The organism is Sphingobium fluviale, from assembly GCF_004122115.1.
GTDB lineage: Bacteria > Pseudomonadota > Alphaproteobacteria > Sphingomonadales > Sphingomonadaceae > Sphingobium > Sphingobium fluviale.
Genome location: NZ_SBKP01000020.1, coordinates 1 through 18096 on the forward strand (window position 1 = coordinate 1; position 18096 = coordinate 18096).

Annotated in this window: 17 protein-coding genes; 5 read left to right on the forward strand and 12 right to left on the reverse strand. The window is 59.0% G+C overall.

Features of this window, described 5'->3' with window-relative positions; translation table 11 throughout:
* The first annotated feature begins 162 nt into the window (after positions 1–162).
* The 4 genes from EQG66_RS13955 to EQG66_RS13970 all read left to right on the forward strand — a co-directional run bounded on the left by EQG66_RS13955 (position 163) and on the right by EQG66_RS13970 (position 4716).
* Positions 163–1011, forward strand: coding sequence for a hypothetical protein (locus tag EQG66_RS13955; protein WP_129405168.1), 849 nt, complete (start codon positions 163–165; stop codon positions 1009–1011).
* Positions 1012–1280: 269 nt separating this feature from the next.
* Positions 1281–2009, forward strand: coding sequence for a DUF6088 family protein (locus tag EQG66_RS13960; protein WP_245988109.1), 729 nt, complete (start codon positions 1281–1283; stop codon positions 2007–2009).
* A complete protein-coding gene (locus EQG66_RS13965; protein ID WP_129405169.1) occupies positions 2006–3052 on the forward strand; it encodes a nucleotidyl transferase AbiEii/AbiGii toxin family protein in 1047 nt (348 codons plus the stop codon). Before EQG66_RS13960 ends, EQG66_RS13965 begins: the two co-directional genes overlap by 4 nt.
* On the forward strand, positions 3049–4716 hold the full coding sequence (locus EQG66_RS13970) for a VRR-NUC domain-containing protein (protein ID WP_129405170.1): 1668 nt from the start codon (positions 3049–3051) through the stop codon (positions 4714–4716). The genes EQG66_RS13965 and EQG66_RS13970 overlap by 4 nt, the downstream gene beginning before the upstream one ends.
* Before the next feature lie 157 nt (positions 4717–4873).
* Here the strand turns inward: EQG66_RS13970 and EQG66_RS13975 are convergent, their stop codons facing one another.
* The 3 genes from EQG66_RS13975 to EQG66_RS13985 all read right to left on the reverse strand — a co-directional run bounded on the left by EQG66_RS13975 (position 4874) and on the right by EQG66_RS13985 (position 7123).
* Positions 4874–5215 carry a hypothetical protein gene (locus EQG66_RS13975; RefSeq protein ID WP_129405171.1) on the reverse strand — a complete coding sequence of 114 codons (342 nt, stop codon included), beginning with the start codon at positions 5213–5215 and terminating at the stop codon, positions 4874–4876.
* Positions 5216–5218: 3 nt separating this feature from the next.
* Positions 5219–5914: a ParA family protein gene (locus EQG66_RS13980; protein ID WP_164975696.1), complete on the reverse strand. Its 696-nt coding sequence runs from the start codon at positions 5912–5914 to the stop codon at positions 5219–5221.
* 216 nt (positions 5915–6130) lie between these two features.
* Positions 6131–7123, reverse strand: coding sequence for a hypothetical protein (locus tag EQG66_RS13985; RefSeq protein ID WP_129405173.1), 993 nt, complete (start codon positions 7121–7123; stop codon positions 6131–6133).
* 169 nt (positions 7124–7292) lie between these two features.
* On the opposite strand from EQG66_RS13985, the gene EQG66_RS13990 reads away from it, so the two are divergent.
* Positions 7293–8594: a site-specific integrase gene (locus EQG66_RS13990; protein ID WP_129405174.1), complete on the forward strand. Its 1302-nt coding sequence runs from the start codon at positions 7293–7295 to the stop codon at positions 8592–8594.
* A 174-nt stretch (positions 8595–8768) separates the two neighbouring features.
* On the opposite strand, the gene EQG66_RS13995 is transcribed toward EQG66_RS13990, so the two are convergent.
* From EQG66_RS13995 to EQG66_RS14035, 9 genes are all read right to left on the reverse strand, one after another.
* Positions 8769–9125 (reverse strand): copper-binding protein, encoded by a 357-nt coding sequence (locus tag EQG66_RS13995; protein WP_342775150.1) that lies wholly within the window; start codon positions 9123–9125, stop codon positions 8769–8771.
* The gene (locus EQG66_RS14000) at positions 9122–12253 is read right to left on the reverse strand and encodes an efflux RND transporter permease subunit (RefSeq protein ID WP_129405175.1); all 3132 of its coding nucleotides are present in this window, start codon (positions 12251–12253) and stop codon (positions 9122–9124) included. The genes EQG66_RS13995 and EQG66_RS14000 overlap by 4 nt, the downstream gene beginning before the upstream one ends.
* Positions 12250–13488 carry an efflux RND transporter periplasmic adaptor subunit gene (locus EQG66_RS14005; protein WP_129405176.1) on the reverse strand — a complete coding sequence of 413 codons (1239 nt, stop codon included), beginning with the start codon at positions 13486–13488 and terminating at the stop codon, positions 12250–12252. Before EQG66_RS14005 ends, EQG66_RS14000 begins: the two co-directional genes overlap by 4 nt.
* Positions 13485–14714: a TolC family protein gene (locus tag EQG66_RS14010; protein WP_129405177.1), complete on the reverse strand. Its 1230-nt coding sequence runs from the start codon at positions 14712–14714 to the stop codon at positions 13485–13487. The genes EQG66_RS14005 and EQG66_RS14010 overlap by 4 nt, the downstream gene beginning before the upstream one ends.
* A 77-nt stretch (positions 14715–14791) precedes the next feature.
* On the reverse strand, positions 14792–15058 hold the full coding sequence (locus EQG66_RS14015; RefSeq protein ID WP_129405178.1) for a hypothetical protein: 267 nt from the start codon (positions 15056–15058) through the stop codon (positions 14792–14794).
* 516 nt (positions 15059–15574) lie between these two features.
* On the reverse strand, positions 15575–15805 hold the full coding sequence (locus EQG66_RS14020; protein ID WP_129405179.1) for a hypothetical protein: 231 nt from the start codon (positions 15803–15805) through the stop codon (positions 15575–15577).
* Positions 15806–16090: 285 nt separating this feature from the next.
* A complete protein-coding gene (locus EQG66_RS14025) occupies positions 16091–17395 on the reverse strand; it encodes a type II restriction endonuclease (protein ID WP_129405200.1) in 1305 nt (434 codons plus the stop codon).
* Between the two features lie 5 nt (positions 17396–17400).
* Positions 17401–17871, reverse strand: coding sequence for a nuclear transport factor 2 family protein (locus EQG66_RS14030; protein ID WP_129405180.1), 471 nt, complete (start codon positions 17869–17871; stop codon positions 17401–17403).
* A 44-nt stretch (positions 17872–17915) separates the two neighbouring features.
* Entirely contained in the window at positions 17916–18080 is a 165-nt protein-coding gene (locus EQG66_RS14035) for a DUF2933 domain-containing protein (protein WP_245988111.1), read from the reverse strand.
* Positions 18081–18096: the final 16 nt, after the last annotated feature.

The window sequence follows — 18096 nt, forward strand, 5'->3', positions numbered from 1 at the left end:
GCCCAGCAGGCAAAACCCAAAAAGGAGAAAGCACTATCTTGACCCACAGGAATTAATCGAAACATAATCACAAGACGGGTCACTTCTCAGTGAAAACACCGGGTCAACTCTCAATGAAAATCAACAGTCTATCCAGAAAAAGATGTCGTTAGTTTTGATTGCGTGAAGCCGGCTGAACTCCGCCAGCGCGTCCAGCGCTACATCCATGGCGACTGCAGAGTCGCAGATCTCGACCGGATCTTTTTGGGTTTGCGCGACCACTGCTACGGACTTGCCACCATTCGAGAGATTGGCGACTTCGTCGCGCATCGCAATCAGCGGGAAAAAGGGCCAGTAACCGACAAGATCAGAGACATCCAGCTTAGCCTGGAGTCCTGGCTCAAACAGGGCGAAGGCCGTTTTCCTGACCTAGCAACGGCCAAACGGATCAGTGCAGCCAACCTACGGACAGCCACTGATGCGCAACTGGATGCACGTCTGAATCTAAGGCGCGAAGTAGTGAAATCCGCTCTCAACCAAGCCATCAAAAAGATGCAGAGTGATCGCTTCGAGAAGCTGACACAGCGGGAGCGAGCGGTCTTCAACTACCTCTCGGCCGCATTCATCTGGAACCCGGCGTTTACAGATGAACAAGTGACCGAAGATTTAGCGGCCCTACTCATCAAGTGCGGGGCCCTGTTGGAGGAAGAACGTCACGCATTTGATGCGAACCAAGCCTTCCTTGCGCTATATGTCACAGCATTGATGCACGATTCGACGGTGGTCATGGATGGCGGCTCACGGTTCGAGCTTGTCGCAGGCTTTGCCAACGATGAGAACCGGATCGAGGTAAAGGCGCGCATCGAGCTTGCGGGTTTTAGCAAATCTGTCATCGCTCCAGTCTGTGTGTTCTGGACCAAGCTGATCGGCACAGAGCACTGTTCAGACGATCTTGCCGCAGCGCCCGGTGATTGGAGTGGAGCGATAGAGATTGATCCCTCGGGTCGCCTTGCACGCATCGTCCGAACGTGATCGCTATTCCATGATCAGAGACTTAGTTGGCGTCGTGCATCAACGCTTCGGATGCGGGCCTCCGGCCTGTGGGTTTGGAAACCAGCTGTGCCCTGCCCTCTGCGCCAACAGTGTTCGTTCGAAATTTTCGAGACTCTCCAAGTAAATTTGCTCACATCGTCCCAGAATTCTGCGATTGAATCAGAGAGTTAACGGAGATGGTCCATACGCTGCTTTATGCACTGAGCGCTCGGTATCGATGTCTTGGTTAGGTCAAGGTTCGGTGCGACATGTCCGGAATCCGCCTACATATTTCGGACATGAATAAATGGACATTGTCCGAAATCCTGCTACATATTTCGGACATGAGCGATGTGCCATCCGGTCTGAAAGCACAAATTCTCGATCGTATCGGCCGGGGAGCACAGGGTGCTGTCTGGACACCGTCCGATTTCCTCGATCTCGCCGGGCGTGATGCCGTCGACAAGACGCTCCAGCGCTTGGTCAAAGGGAGCGATCTGCGCCGGATCGACCGAGGACTCTATGACAAGCCGTGCTTCAACTGCCTGACACAAAACGACAGCGCCCCCGATCCTCGGGCGGTCATCGATGCCGTCGCGCGCCGTGACCAGATTCGTGTACTGGTCGATGGCATGACGGCGGCAAACGATCTCGGCTTCACCAATGCCGTGCCCGCGAAGATCGTTGTGCATAGCGAGGCGCGCCCGAAGTCGATCAAGCTCGACAATCTCACGATAACCTTCAAGCAGACCGCGGCCAGCAAGCTGTTCTGGGCCGGGCGCCCCGCCATGCGCATCGTCCAGGCGCTGCACTGGCTGCGCGACACCATGTCCGGCGGCGAAACCGACCAATGGCGCGGCCGGCTATCATCCCTGCTGGCCGACACCAGGCACGGCGCTGTGCTCAGGGCCGATCTTGCTGATGGCCTGACCACGCTTCCAGCCTGGATGCAGGATATGCTGCGGCCGCTCGTGAGCAGCGAGATACCTCTGGCATGAATGCCGCTTTTGACGAAATCCTGCGCGCAGACGCACGAACACGCAGCGGGCTGTTCATCGCCACGGCTCAACGCCTCGGAACGACGCCGCAGAATGTCGAGAAGGACTTCTGGGTTTGCTGGACGCTGGATGCGCTGTTCAACGGATTGGGCGCGGGACCGCGCCTGCTCTTCAAAGGCGGCACCTCGCTCTCCAAGGCATTTGGGTTGATCGAGCGATTTTCCGAAGACGTCGACGTGACCGTCTTCCGCGACGATCTGGGCCAAGCGGCATCGATCGAGGAACTTGCGGCGCTCAGCGGCAAGAAGCGCCAAGCTGCTCTCGACGCGATACGCAGCGCCTGCGAGGCTTACATAAACGGGCCACTGGCCGAACGACTGGCCGATATCTGCGCCGAAACCTGCGCGCGCGCAGGATTTGGAAAGGATGCCATTCGCGTCGAGCCTGATGCGTACGACGGCCAAACGCTCATGCTGGTCTATGCGAGCGTGACGCCGACCGATGCCTATATCGCCAAGTCGGTGAAAATCGAATCCGGAGCCAAGTCGGCGCTCGACCCGCATTCACGCCGGACGATCACGCCCTATGTCGATGCCGATGTCCCGGATATTGACCTCGCTGTGCCCAACGTGACCGTGGTCGATGCCGAGCGGACATTCTGGGACAAAGTGGTCATCGTTCACGGGCTGCGCCGGTGGTATGAAATACGCGACCAACTGCGCGGCAACGGCCAGCGAATTTCGCGTCACTATTACGACCTTTATCGCCTGATCCACTCCGAGACTGGCAAGGCCGCGACGGCAAATCTGGAGCTTGGCGAAGACTGCGTTGTTCACGCCCGCATGTTCTTCAACCGGCCCGACTTCGACCTGGCGTCCGCACGCGTCCCGACATTCGCGTTATGCCCGGAAGGCGCCATGATCGATCAACTGCGACAGGACTATCAGGCAATGAGCGGAATGATCTTTGGCGATCCGCCTCGGTTCGATGATGTGATCGAGGCCATTGCCGAGCTTCAAAATTCGTTAAACGCTGCCGCATGAAGGGGTTTCTCAAAGGATTGTTCGGCGGTGGCCGTGAAGTGGAACGGGCAGCTCAACCCGGTCGCGCCGTACCCCTGGAAATCGAGCCATTCGGCCACGGGCTTGTCAGCATTCCCAGCCTCGACTTCTTCGGCCCACATGCCGCATCGCCCAATGGCCGGTTTCATCTCATCTGGCAGGACCGAAACCCGGAAGGCACTATCAGCGGCCATCGCTATGAAGGCCACGGATCCTGGTCCTTGTTGAGCGGCAATGGAAATAGGCTGGCTACGGGCCGTCTCGAAAGGCCGCAGCATGGTCATGTCGCAGACACTGGCACGTTCATCCTGAGCGACTGGATGTTCGGCGATGGCTTGAGCGGCAGGCTCGTCGCCTTCCGCGCCGATGGTCACAAACTCGTCGAGCGTGAGTTCTCGGCCAACCTGGCAAGCAGCGACGTCTCCGCCGATGGCCGCTTTGCAATCTGCCAGACCGCCAATGCACCAGGCAGCGCTGACAGTTGCCGCTATTTCCTGTTCGATCTCGACCAGGGCTGCGAGATCGCGAACTGGGAGCAGGAAACAGGCTGGAGCGAAGACTATGCGTTCGATCCGGCCAACCGCCGCGTCTATTTGATCGGCAAAGAAGGTGAGCGCTTCGGCTATGATTTCGGCGGAGCAATGATCGATCGCGAGGGCTGGCAGCGCAATCGCATAGCGACCGGCGACATCCGGATCATACGGTCAATCTCGGACGCTGCTGCTGGCGAGCTTTCGCAGGAACAGCGGACTGCCATATTTGCCGGGCTCGACGTTGCGGAAGCTAGCGCAGAGGTCTGGCGGCAGGCGCAAGCCCTTCGCCTGCGCGGCGAGTTGCACGAGCACGCCGGAGAAACCGAGGCAGCGATCGCCGCTTATGACAAGGCGCTTTCAATAGATCCTCAGGTAGGCGTCTCCAGGAAACTGGCAAAACTGCAGCGAACTGCCGTGCCGAAGAACTCGGCGCGCGCGACAGTCAGGATTGGGAAATTCGAGCAGCAAGTCCAACGCTTCGGCATCGAGCATGAAGTTATCCACCTCGAGCGGGGGGCTGGAAAGGAATGGCGCCTGCGCCGGGACGATACGATGAAGCCGGTGGAACTGGCGGCGCTCGATCACTATGCGGCAGATGGGTGGAGCGGTGCCGCAGCCGAGGGCGGGCTAATCCTTACCTTGATAAAGGCAGCATCGTTCAATCCCCTTCCCCAGCGCCATGCCGACACATTCATTGAGGCACTCTATGCCCAGAATGTCGCTTTTCCCGAGGACCGCCTCGATAATGAACAGCTTCTCGGGACATTGGGCAACGCTTCGCGCAGGCAGGTCGAGAGCAACTGGGCGATCATTGCGGCAACCGCGGGTCATAGCCCGGCATATTATCCGGCGGTCAGACGCGAACATGTCCTCGGCCTTTTCGACTGCCTCGGCACTAAGCGGTTGCGCGAGATTGCCGAGCGGTTCGCCCAGGCCCCTTATGATCTGCGTGCTGGTTGGCCGGATTTGACGCTGTGGCGTGAGGGCGAAATTCGATTTGTCGAGGTTAAGGCTCCTGGAGACTCGATGCACGCAAGTCAGGCTCGGCTGATTTCCAAGATCCTCGTGTCGCTTGGATTCAGAACCGGTCTTGCCGAGATCCGGCCAGGCTGACCGGATAGACTTGCGGTTGGCCGCATCCAGCGATCACCGAGACGGCAAATGACGCCGAGGGCGGTGAAGCTGAACCATGGCGATAAAGCGGGCTCCTAGGCCAGAACTAGCCCCAAGTAGGGCTGAAGTTGAAGTATGCCCCTCCCCTGCCCCGGCGTTATGTCTGCGTTTGTTTATAGTGCGCGATCAAGATCATGATCGTGTCTGGGATTGATCGATTCAGCTCGTCGCAAAGCGCATTGAGCGCCGCCTGCTCGCTTGGCTTCATCCGAAAGTTTATCGCCTTGGTCCTGGTTTCCAGGTCCCCTCGCCTCCTGGGGCGCCCTCCCCTGCCCGTGTCTGGCGCAATATTGGCAACCGGAATTGTGGCTGGCAGCGAGTCTTCAATTGGCTTAGGGGCAAAGGCGGAAAGCGTATCAGTCAATGACGGCTTCGAGTCAGCCGATTTGGGCGCCTGTGTCCGCGCAAAGGGATCGGGCGGCGTTGGACGTTCTCCCATGGCCTATTTCCTTTCTTCTGCTTCGGAGGCCTTGATGTCTTCGATTGCCTGGTGCAGTATCTCTGCCGCATATGCCCTGGGCTTTTGGGCGTTGGCTACGCCTTGCTCTGCCACTTCTTCGAGCGTCAGTCCGTAAAGGTCCATCGCGGCATAAGCATCGTACTGACGCAGCTCGGCGTCGAAGACCGGCGCCTTGTTGCGCGTGGCGTTGACGACATGGCGTTCGTTCTTCGACATGATCAGCGGGTTGGTCATCGTAAAGAGGATGCGATGCGGAATGGGCCGCCCTCCCCTCATCTCGACGATCGCTTCCATATCGACATCGAGCAGATTGGCGGTCGCCGCGGCGTCGAGCGACGTTGCTTTTTGCGGAATGATCCACATGTCGGATAGCGATGCGGCCCATTGCATGCGCTGTGAGCGCATGCCGGCAGGATCGACGATCACGAACGGATATTTGGCGGCGGCATCCTTGATATGGGCGCGAATATCGATGTCGCGATTGAGGTTGGAGGCATCGATCACCGTAATCCCGTCCTTGGCCTGCCATTTCTGGTACCAATTATAGGCGCTCAGCTGGTCATCGGCGTCGATGATGCAGACTTCGGACCCTGCCGAGCGGATTTCTGAGGCAAGCGCGAGAACGGTGGTGGTTTTGCCGCAACCGCCCTTCGATGATCCCACGGTGATGACTGGCATAGGAGACTCGCTTTGCATTTGTAACGTGACATGTAACGCGCTTCCGCCTCGGAAAGACAAAGCACATTGCCGTTCGATAGTGCAAGGTAACGTGATAGCGCAAGCGAAAACGCACTATAAAAAGCGTTGCAACGCGAAAGCGCTAGACAATGCGAAGCGCATTGCAAGGCGATAGGTAACGCACAATGTAAAGCGCTTACACTCGGAAAGTCGCAGCTAATCGTCAAAACGATCCAATGTCGCCGGCTCCTCATCGACCGAATAGGACCGAAGCCAGGGCGCTTGTGCCCACCCAAGCCGAAAGCGCTCCACATGTCCATAAGCCGGGGCAGGGGGGCTGTGCCGCGCAAAGCCCGCGGCCACTAGCTGTCTCAACATCTTCCGCGCGCCAGGCTCAGAACAGTCCAGCAACTTGCCAAGCAGGGCAGGGGCCAATTCCCCGATTCCAGCCAGATAGGCATAGGCCAAACCAAGTCGGGAATGGTGTCTAAGCCCGGAAAACTCGGCTTCAAAGGCTCTTTGCCCATGGATAGCACCCAAAATTGCCTCTGAGAGCGTATGGGCAGACCCAGCAAGGGCCGAGCGTAAAGCGCGATCGCGCCATGATCTCGACCGATCAAAGCGCAGCATTTCACGCAGGAAGAGGGCGGGGAAGGGGGGTGACGCTTTAGTGCCCCCCAGGACCTTCATATGGAAAGCGCCGGCGAGGTTTAGCGCCCAGCAAATATCGCGGTCGTCCAGTTCTTCAAGCTTCTGACACCGATCGATCAGCAAGGCGCTACGACCTGTAGGATCCAGATCGACCGGAAGTCGCTGCAGCTGGTCGCAGACCTCAAGGAGCCTTTGCTGCTTCTCTTCAAATTCGCTCACATAGATGAGGCGTTCAGGGCCTGATAGGGCAGGGGAGTGCGCCCGAACCGCCGCGACGGCCGATCGAAGCGGTGCCCATTCGGCCAGCTCATCGACCAGCGCCGCGAACAGACGCAGTTCATAGCCATTGTCGAGACTAAAGAGAGTGCGGCCGTGGCCTATTCCGCAATCAACCCGGTATTGTGCCCAGAGCTTCGACAGCAGCCGGTAGGCCAGGATGGCGGTGACATTGTCGCGGGACGTCTCTGGTAAAAGTGTGAGAAACGAAAGGCTTGCACCGGCATGGCCGAGCATGAAAATGGCAAGGGCAGGGCTTGTCGAGTCGGTGATGGCGATCATCCCTTGCACAATTCCGGCTCCTCGCAGGTCGAGCGCGATGAATTTGGAAAAACCTAACTAGCCCATTGGGTTTGCTCCGTCTAGAGCCTTTCAGCCACTTTCCGTAATAATATGTTACGGAAACTATATTATCTCGACAATCGCGACTTTGGCGGGCAAAACGCTGTCTATGAGCACGCACTCCGACATTGACGCCGCACAGTCTCCTTCACGCGCGTCACAGACGGAGGAGGGTGTCGTGATCGAGCTGGCGGGTGCTGCGCAGCTGCCGGTGCGGGGGAAGGGTAGGGCAAAGCCCGTCAGCGTCGATCGTCTGGCTGCGATGGTATCCGAGGTGCTCCCGGAGAATTTTGGCGGGGTCAGTCTGATCGGTTTTGAAACCGCATGGGAAGCTATGGCCGCAGAAACCCGCCGCGCGCTCACCGATGATCTGAGCTGCTACATAACTTGGTGCCGGGAAGAGAAGCGGCAGGCTCTTCCGGCTGAACCCGAAGATCTGGTGCGCTATCTGCGCTGGCTCGAGCAGGGCAGGGGGTACAAGCCAGCAACACTTACCCGCCGCATCGCCAGCATAGCGCGTATTCATCGGATGTTGGCACTGTGCTCGCGCGAAAGCCTGCCCACGCGCGCAGCAATGGTCGCCGACGCTTTGAAAGCCGCGCGTCGGCGCAAAGGCGCGCAGCAACGGCAAGCAGTAGGGATAAGGCTCGGAACAGCGATGAACCCGCAGGACGAGGTTCGAGGCGTGACGCTGGCGATGCTGTTCTCGGTGTGTGGGTCTGATCTGCAGGGCCTGCGCGACGGCGCACTTATCGCCGTTGCTTTTGAAACCGGCCTGCGCGTCAGCGAGCTGGCCGCAATCCAGATCCATGATCTTGATCCGCAATCCGATGGGCGCGGCATACTCGCCATAGGTAAGACCAAGACCGACCAGGAAGGGGAGGGGCGCTATGCCTGGTTGTCGATCGATACAATGCGCCGGATCGGCAGGTGGCTCGAGGCGTCGCAGTTTAATGGAGGGCCATTGTTCCGCCGTGTGGGCGTGGACCGGCGCCAAGGACGGCCTGCACGGGCACCACAGGAGTATTTTAGCATTCCGGGCCATACGCGCTATTGGCGCGAACGGTTGCAGGGCAGCCCCGCCGAGCCGCCCCGGACTCGCTATGCGATCGGCGACGGGCCGCTAACCCGACAAGGTATAAACGCGATCTACAAGCGTCTCGCGCGCGCCGCCATCGATGCCGAGTTGGTCGAAGAGGAGCCGGGCAGGGAAGGGGACCTGCTCCGCACAATCAGCACGCATTCGATGCGGGTCGGGCTCACGCAGGATTTGTTTGCGAGCGGCGAGGATGGTGCAGGGGTCTGTCAGGCGATTGGTTGGAAGTCGGTATCGACGGCGCTGCGCTATGTCCGCAAACAATCAGTCAAGGGTGGCGCCGTATCGCGGGTGTTTGATGAGTTGAGAAAATGACGAATGATTGTGGGCGTGTAGATACCCAGAACGACCCGCGCGCTGTCGCGAAGGCGTGGTTGACCGTTTTGTGCGGTTAGCAACGACCGACAAGGCCATCACCCAAGTTCACCAGTTCCCCACACCCCCGCGAACTGAAACGAGGCGCACTGCGGATTTTGGCGCTTGAGCGCTTCATCGTTTCCGGATTGACGTCACTTCGCCGGCATTGCCGGTCACCGTGAGGTCGAAATCGACCTTGTCGCCAACAGCAATGCCCGCGAACAGTTCCGGCTTGGCCGTAAAGCCCATCGTCATGGCGGGCCATTTGACGGCCGGTATCGGCTCATGGGCGAGGGTTATTTTGCTAGATGCAGGATCGATCGCAGTGACAGTCCCAGTGCCTTTGGCCATTTTTGCCTCAGCGGGCATCGCCACATCTCCCATCGCATCCGGCGAGGCCACCTCTTTGGGCGCGTGCGGCTGCTTGCCGCAACCAGACAGCAGGATTGGCGCGGCCATCAGGGCGGCAATTGTCAGTCGTTTCTTCACTTTGCTTCTCCTTGGTGTTGAACTTGCGTTTTCTGTCGCCGCATCAGCAGATATGCGGCAGGAATGATCAGCATTGAGAGCAGGGGCGCGGTCAACATCCCGCCGATCATGGGGGCAGCAATCCGGCTCATCACTTCGGAGCCGGTGCCGGTACCGATCAAGATCGGGAACAGACCGGCGAGGATCACCGCCACTGTCATCGCTTTGGGCCGCACGCGCAGCAGCGCGCCTTCGCGGACCGCCGCTTCGACGTCTTCCGGTCTGTGTTCGGCCAGCGCATGTTTGAGGTAGATCAGCATCACCACACCGAACTCGGCGGCAACGCCGGCAAGTGCGATAAAGCCGACGCCTGTTGCGACTGACTGGTTGTAGCCGAGCAGGTAGAGCAGCCAGACGCCGCCGGTCAACGCGAACGGCAATGTCGCCATGATGAGTGCGGCTTCATCCCAGCGGCGAAAGGTCGCATAGAGCAGGACGAAGATGATGAGCAGGGTCGCGGGCACAACGATCTTCAACCGCTGCGTTGCGCGTTCGAGAAACTCGAACTGGCCTGTATAGGCGATGCTGATGCCTGGCGGCAGTTTGACTTTCTCGGCAACCACCCTTTGAAGATCGCCAACGATCTCGGTTAGGGCTCGACCCCTGCCATCGATATAGACCCACGTGGCAGGCCGACCATTCTCGCTCCGAAGCATAGGTGGGCCATTGGTGATGCGGACATCCGCCACCGTTCCAAGCGTAATTTGCGCGCGTGAGGGTGTCAGAACGGGAAGATTGACAAGTTCGTCCAGACTGTCGCGGATTTCACGGGGGTAACGGACATTGATCGGATAGCGCGCCAGTCCTTCGACCGTCTGGCCGACGACTTCGCCGCCAATCGCGCCCGACACGATGGTCTGCACATCAGCTATATTCATACCGTAACGTGCGGCGGCGGCGCGGTTGATGCTGACATCGATATAGCGCCCGCCGGTCAGCCGTTCGGCCAATGCCGAGCTGATTCCGGGTACCGTCCTTGCCACACCCTCGATCTCTGCGGCAACGTGATCGATTTCATCGAGGTTTGCGCCTGACACCTTGATCCCGATCGGGCTTTTGATCCCTGTCGCGAGCATATCGATCCGGTTGCGGATCGGCGGTATCCAAAAATTGGCTAGGCCTGGGACTCTGACCGTGCGGTCGAGTTCGTCGATCAGCTTGTCTTGCGTCATGCCCGGGCGCCATTCGCCTTTTGGTTTGAAGCGGATGGTGGTCTCGAACATTTCGAGCGGCGCAGGGTCAGTCGCAGTATCGGCACGGCCGGCTTTGCCGAACACGCTTTCCACCTCCGGCACGGTCTTGATGAGCCGGTCGGTTTGCTGGAGCAGCATCGACGCCTTGGCGGTCGATATTCCTGGCAGCGCCGAAGGCATGTAGAGCAGATCGCCCTCGTTCATCTGCGGCATAAACTCGCCGCCGGTCTGGCTGATCGGCCATAGGCTCGATGCGAAGACGAGGCCGGCGATAAGCAAAGCCTGCTTTGGCTTGGCCAGCACCCAATCGAGTGCGGGTCTGTAGATATGGGTGAGGAACCGGTTGATTGGGTTTGCCTCTTCGGCGGGAATCCGTCCCCGGATCAGCCACCCCATCAGCACCGGTACCAAGGTAATCGAGAGCAATGCAGCCGCTGCCATCGCATAGGTCTTGGTGAAGGCGAGCGGGGCGAACAGTCGCCCCTCCTGACCTTGCAGCGAGAAAATCGGGATGAACGAGAAGGTTATGATCAGCAAACTCAGGAACAGTGCCGGACCAACCTCGGCGGCGGCATCGGTGATGACCCGCCAGCGTTCAGTGCCTTTAAGCTCCTTCTCGGGGTTGTCATGCGCCCAGCGTTCGAGATGTTTATGGGCATTTTCGATCATCACCACCGCCGCATCGACCATCGCACCGATGGCGATCGCGATGCCGCCGAGCGAGAGGATATTGGCGTTGAGTCCCTGCAGCCGCATGACGATGAAGGCGATCAAGATGCCAAGCGGCAGCGTCAGGATTGCAACGAGCGCAGAGCGCGCGTGCCACAGGAACAGCACGCAAACGAGAGCGACAATCGCAAATTCTTCGAGAAGTTTGGAGGTGAGGTTCTCGACCGCGCGATCTATCAGGCCCGAACGGTCATAGACTGTCACAATCTCGACGCCTTTGGGCAGACCGGCTTTCAATTCGGTCAATTTTTCGCGGACGCCGTCGATGACTTCGCGGGCATTTTTGCCTTGGCGCATGACGATGACGCCGCCTGCCACTTCGCCTTCGCCGTTGAGTTCGGCAATCCCGCGCCGCATGTCGGGGCCGATTTGCACCGTGGCAACATCTCCGACGGTGACAGGGATGCCGCCCGCTGCGCTGCGTAGCGGCACAGCACGAAAGTCATCGAGTGTTTTCAGATAGCCGGTGGCACGCACGACATATTCGGCTTCGGCCATCTCGACGACTGCACCGCCGGTTTCCTGATTGGCGCGTTTGAGGGCGTCGGATACTTCGCTTGCAGTCACGCCGTAGGAGGCCAGTTTCTGGGGATCGACTATCACCTGATATTGTTTGACCATCCCGCCGATGCTGGCGACCTCGGCGACGCCAGGGACGGACTTGAGTTCGAAACGCAGAAACCAGTCCTGTATGCTGCGGAGTTGCGCCAGATCATGCCGGCCCGTTTTGTCCACCAGCGCATATTCGTAAATCCAGCCCACGCCGGTGGCGTCGGGACCAAGCGAGGCGGTCGCTCCTTCCGGCAATCGCCCCTGCACTTGGCTGAGATATTCCAGTACCCGGCTGCGTGCCCAATATAAGTCCGTGCCGTCCTCAAACAGCACATAGACAAAGCTGTCGCCGACGAAGGAATAGCCGCGAACGACACGCGCACCGGGAACCGAAAGCATAGTGGTCGTCAGCGGATAGGTGACCTGGTTCTCGACAATCTGCGGCGCCTGGCCGGGATAGGTCGTGCGAATGATGACCTGCACATCGGAGAGATCAGGCAGCGCATCGACCGGCGTTGTTCGCACCGCGCCGACCCCGATAACGGCCAGGACAAGGGCTGCGATCACGACCAGCCCACGCGCCTTCACCGACCAGCGGATGATGGCCTCAATCATTTGGCACCGCCGAGCGGACGAACCATGATGCCGGTCAGGCTGGCTTCGGAATCGAGCAGGAATTGCCCCGATGCGACAACTTTCTCGCCGACCGCAAGCCCTTCCAATATCTCGGTCTGCCCACTGCCCTCCCAGCCGGTGCGTACTTCGGCGGGGTGATAGCGGCCATCGCCCTTTGCCAACATTACAATCGTCCGTGTGCCGGTGCGGATCACCGCTTCGCTGGGCACGAGCAGTGCTTGCCTTGCATCTCCGCCAAGCGCGACGCTTGCAAACATTCCGGGTCGAAGACGACCGCTGCGATTTGTAAGCTCGATACGGACGGTGAGTGTGCGGCTATCGGCTTGTGCGGTCGGCAGAATGGCGATGATCCGCCCGCCAAATGTTTCGCCTGGAAACGCGGTAAGCGTCGCGGTGGCATTTTGTCCGATGCTGACTGCGCCTGCCTGTGCTTCCGGCACCGCAGCGTTAAGCCAGACGGTACCGAGCCCAGTTACTTGGGCGAGCGTCTGGCCTTGGCCAAGCGTCACACCAACGCGTGCGTCCAGCGTCTGGATCACACCTGAAATCGGTGACGATATGGTCATAGTGCCATTGGTGCGCCCCGTTCGTTCGACGCTGGCGATCAACCCATCGGACATACCCATTAGCCGCAACCTCTGACGCGCGGCGGCCGTCAGGTCGGGTCGTCCCAGTCGCTTGACGCTCAAAAACTCGGTTTGTGCACCGCCCCATTCGGGTAGTTGTACATCTGCGATCGGTGCGCCCGCGCGCACCACATCGCCGGGCGCGCGCGCATAGACGCGTGTGACAAATCCACCCGCGCGCGACTGGACAATTGCAACATCGCGCTGGTTGAAATCGACCGTGCCGGTGACATTGAGCGTGGCGGCCAGATTTCCCATTTGGGCTGCAACAATCCGGATCCCCAAATTCTGCATCACCGTAGGATCAATGCTGACCCCAGATACGGCGCCCGATGCTCCGGTGGCGTCATCCGCATATTTGGGTTCGAGTTGCATATCCATGAACGGAGATTTGCCGGGCTTGTCGAACTTCTGGTTCGGAAACATCGGATCATAATAATAGAGAACCTTGCGCCCCTCCGCGCTCGTTGAGGCTGTTGCGGGAACGTCTCCGCGCTGTCCCAGATAATATCCGCCGCCTCCTGCAACCAAAGTTGCAGCCAATATTCCGGCACGCCAACGTGCCGCACTTTGTGTCGCATCCGTCATGGCTGCTCTCCTGAATATGTCATGTTGATGCGCACCGCGTCGCGGGCGACTTCGGCCTCGCGGTCGAGCAAATCGACCTCGGCCTCGGCAACTCTGAGCGTGGCCAGCAAAGCCGTTCCCAAATCGACGGTGCCAGCGCCGTAGCTGTCAAAGTCAAGCTTTGCTCGCTTTCGGGCGAGCGGCACCAGATTGTCCCGTGCATTCTCCAGACGTGCTTGGCGTTCATTATATTCGGCCAAATCGCCTTCCAGCTCCGCAATCACTTCGCGTTCGCCAGCAAGTCTGTCGAAGCGAGCACGTTCAGCCTCGAGCGCGCGCGCTGCAATCCTGGGATCTTGGCGCTTGCGACCAAAGAGCGGCAGATCAATCGACACACCGACCGAAACAAGATCGCCGAAGCGCGGCTCGCGGCGACCATAAGAAGCGCTGACTTTCCAGTCGGGCGTCTTGTCGGCGCGGGCGAGCCGGGTTTCGGCGTCCATCGCTGCGGTCTGTGCATCTAGCGTGCGCAGACTTGGCAGATCATTGACGCCTGCGAGTAGCGCGGCCCGATTGACTGTCAGCTCCGGCGGCGTGCCGAGAATCGAAGGATTGGGATCCCCTGTGTAGCGGGCGAGCCTCGCACGCGCTTTGGCAATCTGGGCTACCAAGGCGCTACGACGGTCAGCCACTTGCGCGCGCAATTGTTCAGGCTCGAAGGCTTGTGAAGGGCGCGCGCTCCCCGATGCCAGTCGTGCTGACACTGTCGCCTGTAGATCGGAAAGGCTTTCATCGAGCAGCTTCAGCTGCTCAAGTCTGCGCACGCTGTAATAGAGATCGATCCAGGCAAGCGCGGTTTCGAGCCGGACGTTGCGAGCTTCCACCGACACCTCAGCCTCGGCGAGACCGATCTCCGCGCTCGCCCGCTCAGCCCGCGCACGGCGTTTGGCGGGATTGATGAACTGCTGGCTGACACCAATTGTAGTCATCGTGAAATCGTCGCGGTTGAAGCGTCCCGCATCCGGTCCTGTTACAGGAAAATCGCGGATCCCAATATCCAGCGTCGGATCGGGCAACCGGTCAGCCGCGATCGCGGCCGACTGTGCCGCTCTGACGCCTGCCTCACGCCCGTTCAGGCTGGGCGCTTCGTTTTGCGCGCGCTGGAGCGCGGCGTCGAACGTCAGCGGCTCGGCACGGAGCGCCGCTGGTAACAGCAGCAAGAGTCCTGCACCCAAAGATTTGTGCATGAATATCCCCCTTAATCTTGAGTGGCGAACGGAGCCGCCCCGGCCTACGCCTGAAGCGCAGACCGGGACGAAATCCGTCAGCCTTTGGAGGAAGAAGCGCCCTTGCCGGGCGTCATCATGCAATCGGCAGGGGCGACCTTCATCATGTCGCAATCGCAATTGGCCATCTTGGCCTGGTCATCCTTAACCCAGACGCGGACACGCGCAGGCAGGTTGGACTTGCTCGGTCCATGGGTCGGGCGCGACTTCCATTCCCAATGGCCCGGTCCGCGATCGTTTGCGGCTTGAACCGATACAGAAGCAAATGCCGCAAGCGTTGCGGCGATTGTCAGTAGAATTTTCATGCTAAATATCCTTGATTGAACTAGTTCGAGACGCACTGCGGACATGCTGGTCCGTCGTGCGCCGCTGGGGTTCAGCCAAGGCGGGAAGGTGGATGTGGTTCCGGACTGGTTTCACGCCCGACAAGTGGCGCGACTGGCATTTGTAGCGGCGTCGTTAGACACATTTCGGCCGGGTGGGTGCTCAGCAGCGGAGGAATTAGCGCAACCGGGACTGCACATCCCATTTTGGCGATACAGTCTGGCGTCATGCCCTCACATGGCTCGTCGGGCTGAGGATTTTGCTGTGCAGAGCCCATCATTTCGGCACAGTCCGCACTCATCTGCAATGACGTACTAAACTGTTCGGTCATTGTAGAAGGCATCGCCCGCGCAAACGCGGCTTCCTGGGCCAAAAGGCCCATCATCGCTCCTACGAGCATCAGCATGGAAAGCCACCGCTTCATAGCATTTCACTAGGCTCCAGAAACCCATTAGTCAATTCGTTTGCAGGGCGTGAGAGGTTACAGCAACAATCTCTCAGCGCTTCCGCTTTTTCGTGCGTGCAAACCCGCCACTCCGCGCCGCCGGTAAACGCGAAGCCGAGATTTTCAGGCCGTTGTCGCCGTCATGAAGATAGCCTTCCAATTGTCGCGACAGCCAGGAGCGTGCAATTCTTGCAAGCAGTCCTGTCGCGACTACGCGTCGGGTCACACGCTTTCCTGTGCCGCTTTCGAGCAGGGTAATTGTTTCTTCGATTTCGAGCAGCAAGGGGATGCGGATACGCTATCCTATCGCATGGGGCAGGTCATATAAGACCAGGCGAGCTGGTCCGCTGGCGCTAGGCCATGTTGTGAGGAGCTCCTTGAACATGATTCGCAGTTCGGCGTTCAATTCCGCGCTGCCCTTGAATGCAATCATTGGGTTCCATTCGGAAACCCCGTCCAACCGCGCGAGGATCGGCCACAATATAACCGCCGACACGGGAAGGTCTTGGACGGTCTCTCTAACTAGCATGGAGCGCGATCACTTCGGCAACCGGAGCGCATGAACAGCTTATTTGTCATCATTCTGGCCATCGAGCGTTGAAAGGGGACGGGAGATTGCCCGGATTGCTTTCATACCGCTGCCAAAGCGTGCAATTTGTTCGCGGTGGGAGGCAAGCTCCGCATAGGGAAGATAGGCTATTTTGAGATCCGCGATGCGGCTGAATGCCGGTCGCGCAAGCTGTGCCCGCACATCTTTTTCGCGGGCATCCGGGGCAACCAGAAAGAGCTCGGCGACATTCTCGATATCGCCGCCACTCAGCGCCAGGTCGAGCATCCGGACGATACCCGAATAGATGGAAGTCGAATGCTCAACTTCGAACGCCGCTACGACGCGCGGCGAATCTGGCGCTATCCATAAAACGTCGATGAGGCGCACGGCATCTGCACCCGGCGCAATTGCGATTTCCGGCGGAAGATGCTCGAGACAATTTTTTCCCAGCGGAATGCCGTCATGGATCCGTCCTCGGTCGTTCGCGGCAATCCATATGCGATAGCCAAGCGCATGCCCAAGGTCGCGCAACCATGCCTGTACTTCGCTATGGGTGCGGTCATCATCGTTCCGCGCCAATTGCGCCTTGCCGAGCTGGTGCGCTTCGGCGCGGACCGCATCGAGGCGGTTGATCCAGTCGTCTGAGCTTTCGTCCGATGGTGAGGGGGAGGGGTAACGTCCTGAACCAATGTCGAATAAAAGCCCGCCAATAGCACCTAGATCATTGGAGAGAAGGTCGCGATATTCGTCGTTCAGGTCGAGGATGCCGCTGCGCATGGCGAGAAACTGTTCCCAGCTCCCAAGCTTGACCTTCGACGAAGTAAGAGCGTTGTAGCCGTTGACGATGGCCGTGTTGAACGGCGGGATCAACGTCGGATGAAGAAAATAGAGCAAATTGGCGACTGCTGGCCCCAGACCTTTGATCTTGAGGCTGTCGATCGCCCGGATATGGGCAATAACGTCTTCGGCCGTATCACAGCAGACACAATTGTGGAGCAGGCGCCCGAAGGCGCGCTGGTTAACGGGATGCTCGTAAATGTCGGGAATACGGAGCTTGGGCTTCCAGAGGAAAGCATGGTCGGCGCCTTTGAAGATCTGACGCTGCTCGGCGATCGAATGCACGACCGTCTCAAGCGATGACCCGCGATAGGCAACGCCAAATGACCCGGCCTCGATTTCGGCCACAACTTGCTGGATGCCTCGGCGGATCGAACGGAAATTCTTGATACGTTCGTCCCAGAGGAACCAGCTTTGGTAGGTGGCGCCTGGATCATCGCGCCAGCGCTCGATCATCTGGCGGATGAGCGAGGATCGATCGACCATCTGCATCAGTTGGCTGGTGCCTTGGGCTTGCGCGACGAACTATGGGTCGAGACAATTTGCCAAGCCTGCCCGTTCCATTTCAGCACGGTGCTGGCAACGCCGAGCCGGTCGATCGCTTCACCCGATTGCAGCACAATCCGGTATGTGTAGGTCTCTGTCGCGAGTGCAATAGGACCTTCCAACCTGATGTCGGCCTTGTAGTTGCCGAAGGCAAAGGATTTGAACTCTTTGAGTTCGGGGCCCAAATGATGGTCGCGATAGGTATTGAAATTGCCCTCGACCTTTCCTGACTCGATGACAATGGCGTCGGGCGAGAAGAGTTTTTCAACATCCGTAATATCGAGGCGCTCAATCGCGGCTTTATAGGCTGACAGAACGGCCGCAGCGCCGTCGCGGTCAGGCTGCTCAGCGCTAGCCAGTGTTGACATCAAAAGACATGTTGCAGCCACAGCGCACCTTGCAGCCTTGATCGTCATTCGCATATTCAATCTCCCCCAGGGTTGTAATTTTGTTGGTAAGCTCAATGTGCCTTGCCCGAATGATCATGGCCATGCGATCCGTGAAACAGATGCATGAGCGGGCAGAGCAACAATATGGCGTAAGGCAGAATACCGAGCGCATGCGCCCAATGCTCGCGCAACAGATAGAAGAGAATGATGACGGCAAGCGATGCGGTCGCGAGCATGAAGGCACGTCTCAAA

Coding starts and splice junctions, on each gene's coding strand:
- EQG66_RS13960 (WP_245988109.1), top strand. CDS start 1,281: ATGTCCGGAATCCGCCTACATATTTCGGACATGAATAAATGGACATTG.
- EQG66_RS13965 (WP_129405169.1), top strand. CDS start 2,006: ATGAATGCCGCTTTTGACGAAATCCTGCGCGCAGACGCACGAACACGC.
- EQG66_RS13970 (WP_129405170.1), top strand. CDS start 3,049: ATGAAGGGGTTTCTCAAAGGATTGTTCGGCGGTGGCCGTGAAGTGGAA.
- EQG66_RS13975 (WP_129405171.1), bottom strand. CDS start 5,215: ATGGGAGAACGTCCAACGCCGCCCGATCCCTTTGCGCGGACACAGGCG.
- EQG66_RS13980 (WP_164975696.1), bottom strand. CDS start 5,914: ATGCCAGTCATCACCGTGGGATCATCGAAGGGCGGTTGCGGCAAAACC.
- EQG66_RS13985 (WP_129405173.1), bottom strand. CDS start 7,123: ATGATCGCCATCACCGACTCGACAAGCCCTGCCCTTGCCATTTTCATG.
- EQG66_RS13990 (WP_129405174.1), top strand. CDS start 7,293: ATGAGCACGCACTCCGACATTGACGCCGCACAGTCTCCTTCACGCGCG.
- EQG66_RS14000 (WP_129405175.1), bottom strand. CDS start 12,253: ATGATTGAGGCCATCATCCGCTGGTCGGTGAAGGCGCGTGGGCTGGTC.
- EQG66_RS14005 (WP_129405176.1), bottom strand. CDS start 13,488: ATGACGGATGCGACACAAAGTGCGGCACGTTGGCGTGCCGGAATATTG.
- EQG66_RS14010 (WP_129405177.1), bottom strand. CDS start 14,714: ATGCACAAATCTTTGGGTGCAGGACTCTTGCTGCTGTTACCAGCGGCG.
- EQG66_RS14015 (WP_129405178.1), bottom strand. CDS start 15,058: ATGAAAATTCTACTGACAATCGCCGCAACGCTTGCGGCATTTGCTTCT.
- EQG66_RS14025 (WP_129405200.1), bottom strand. CDS start 17,395: ATGGTCGATCGATCCTCGCTCATCCGCCAGATGATCGAGCGCTGGCGC.
- EQG66_RS14030 (WP_129405180.1), bottom strand. CDS start 17,871: ATGACGATCAAGGCTGCAAGGTGCGCTGTGGCTGCAACATGTCTTTTG.
- EQG66_RS14035 (WP_245988111.1), bottom strand. CDS start 18,080: ATGCTCGCGACCGCATCGCTTGCCGTCATCATTCTCTTCTATCTGTTG.